Source organism: Frankia sp. CcWB2 (genome assembly GCF_977927585.1).
The window spans coordinates 10476-13204 of record NZ_CDWRCM010000123.1 but is presented as its reverse complement, the minus strand read 5'-3'; the positions used below and the strand labels follow the sequence as shown (position 1 = coordinate 13204).

2 protein-coding genes, 1 tRNA gene and 1 pseudogene are annotated in these 2729 nt (G+C 67.8%); 2 read left to right on the top strand and 2 right to left on the bottom strand.

Annotation, left to right across the window (positions count from 1 at the left end; all coding sequences use genetic code 11):
• Together ACY45C_RS13850 and ACY45C_RS13845 are read left to right on the top strand one after the other, a co-directional pair.
• Positions 1-218, top strand: a pseudogene (locus tag ACY45C_RS13850) (glycosyltransferase family 2 protein); the annotation flags it as partial.
• Positions 219-454: 236 nt separating this feature from the next.
• On the top strand, positions 455-1651 hold the full coding sequence (locus tag ACY45C_RS13845; protein WP_462188019.1) for an acyltransferase family protein: 1197 nt from the start codon (positions 455-457) through the stop codon (positions 1649-1651).
• A 604-nt stretch (positions 1652-2255) separates the two neighbouring features.
• On the opposite strand, the gene ACY45C_RS13840 is transcribed toward ACY45C_RS13845, so the two are convergent.
• Positions 2256-2329 (bottom strand) — tRNA-Ile (locus tag ACY45C_RS13840).
• 63 nt (positions 2330-2392) lie between these two features.
• Positions 2393-2729, bottom strand: a 337-nt coding sequence (locus ACY45C_RS13835) for a DUF3566 domain-containing protein (RefSeq protein WP_462188018.1), incomplete at its 5' end; no start/stop codon positions are given.

The window sequence follows — 2729 nt, the reverse complement described above, 5'->3', positions numbered from 1 at the left end:
TTTACGTCCAGTTCTGCCTGATGAACATCTTCTACAGCGAGTTCAAGAACGTCATCGCCCGGCTGGCACCGGTGAAGGAGTTGCTGCGGGAACGAGAGTGGCACGTGACCCCACGCACCGTGCCGCAGCCCGACCCGGTCACGCCGGACAGCGCGACCGCACCTCCAGCCGGCTTCGCGGCGGGCGGTGTGGTCCCTTACCCCGAAGCCAGGTCATGACCACACCAGGCGACCCTCGAAACATCGTGCCGAGGTCCCGAGTTCTGCCCGCGCCGGCTCTCCCGTCCTGGTGGGCGCAGCCCCCACCGCCACCGGTGCCACCGCCGCCACCACCGTTACCGCCACCGAGGGAGCGGCCGACGGTGCCGGTCCGGACCTCGGCCCGGCCGCGGGCCGGGGAGGCAGGTATCACCGGAGAGACCGGAGGAAACCGCCGCGGTCGTCGGCAGACGACGGTGGGCGATCCCAGGCTCGAGCTGGTCGACCTGGGCGGGTTCCGCGGCGTGGCGGCGATCTCGGTGATCATTTTCCACGCCTATCAGTTCTGCCGCGGGGATGGCAACACGTCGTACGCGGGTACATTCCTCGGCCAGGTCCTCGGCGCCTTCGACGGGATGATCAGTTGGTTCTTCCTGGTCTCCGGGTTCCTGCTGTATATGCCGATGGTGAACCGGGTCAGGGCCGGCCGGACCCAACGGTCACCCACAGACACGCTCATACGTCGTGGGCTGCGGATTCTTCCGCTGTACTACACGGCGCTCATCATCGTATGGGCGGCGCGCAACCCCGGCCTGCCCGGCGACTGGATCGACCTGGTCGAACACCTGACCTTCACCCAGGTCTTCGACAGTAAACGGGTATTTTACACGATCGGCCCGGCCTGGTCGCTGGCCGTCGAGGTCTACTTCTATCTCTACCTCGCCCTGGTCGCCGGCTGGCTGCGGCGGCGGCAGACCCATCGACTACCCGAGGCGCATCGCTGGCGGCGGCTCTGCCTGCCGCCGGTCCTGCTGATCGTGGTGTCCGCCGTCTGGATCGTCTACGCGGTCTACATCGTGCGGGCCCAGCACGACCAGTGGGCGTACTGGTTCTCGCCGCAGAACTATGCCGGCAACTTCGGCCTCGGAATGATCACTGCGGTTCTCTATGTCCGCCGCGGTCGGGAACGGCCGTTGTCCGCCCCGCTCGCGTGTGCGTTGCGGTTCGTCGCCGCCGGGCTCATCATCGCTGACGCGATGGTCCGGGGGCACACCGCGGCATCGTTCGAGGCGTTCTCCACGCTGAATTCGATCGGTTTCGGTGTGCTGTTCGCCGCGTCCGTGCTGGCGCCCCGCGACACGCTGTGGCGCCGGTTCTTCGCCACCCCGGCATTCGTCTGGCTCGGCATGATCAGCTACAGCGTGTACCTGTGGCATGAGCCGATTCTGCTGCTAGTGCTGGACCGGCACGGGCTGGTCAGTCATGCGCCGTCGGCGTTTCCGTGGGTGGCCGCCCTGCTGGTCACGGCCGGCATCCTCGGTGGATGGATCAGCTACGTCGTCCTGGAGAAACCGGGCCGCCGGCTGTCCATCCTGGTGGAGAAGCTTCGCTACACCCCGGTGCCCGCCTCGGTGTCCGCCGCCTCGGCGCGACCGGCACGGCCAGCTCCCTGACGTGGCGCAGGCTTCCCGGTCTGCGCCGGCTGCGCTATGTGCGCTGGCCGCGCGTACGGACCGTCGTGCCGGCGGCCCGCCCACCCCGTCGCCGGGACACTGACAGGCACACGGGTTCCGCCGCCACGTCTGGCACCCTGCCGACCGCCAACGGCCGGCTTAGCGGAGTGAAGTTTTTCGGCCTGCTCCGCTGATAGATTCCCAGGTCAGCAAGTGTCGTCCCCGCATGCGCGGGGATCTTCCGCGCTTCCCTGATAAGGAAGAGGCCGGTGGTTCGTCGTCCCCGCGTACGCGGGGATCTTCCCGACCCGCCGAGCCTGACGCCCGCTGCGGCGGCGTCATCCCCGCACGCGCGGGGATCTTCCCGGATCACCGGTGGACGGTTTATGCAGCCGGGGGTCGTCCCTGTGGCGTTGCCCTCGACCTCGCGCAGCACGTCGACCCGGCCTTGATCTCAGACCTCGCCGCCGGGGCCCGACCACCCCGCTGGGCACGGCGAGCTCCGAAGGCGCAACGCGGGGGGTTCGGGGGGCTTGGCCCCCCGGCCAGCATGACGGCCACGGCGAAGCCGCCCACAGGGCGGCGAGCATGACCGGCCAGCGCGTGGACCTAGGTGGACTTGAACCACCGGCCTCTTCCTTATCAGGGAAGCGCTCTAACCGACTGAGCTATAGGTCCGTGCTGCGAGTGCAAGAATACAGGACGGCGGCGGAGGAGTGGGACCGCCGCCGCACCTCCAAGCTAATGATCGCTCAGGGTCAGCTCGACGCCGCCGATCATCTCGGCGCAGAGGTTGTAGAGCAGGGCACCGAGCGTGGACAGCGCGGTCATGAGGATGACGTTGATCGCCCCGATGAGCAAGCTGATCTGCATTGCCCGGCCGAACGACAGCCATCCTCGGATGTCGGTGCTGCTGCTGTCGGTCAGAGTGTCGGCCGCGTCGGAGACGCTGTCGAACACGCCGATCGAGTTCAGGACGAACCACAGCACGGCGATCGCGACGAGCAGAACCACAAAGACGCAGAGGGAGAACGCGAAGCTGACCCGGGTCACCGTGAGGGGATTGACCTTGGACAGC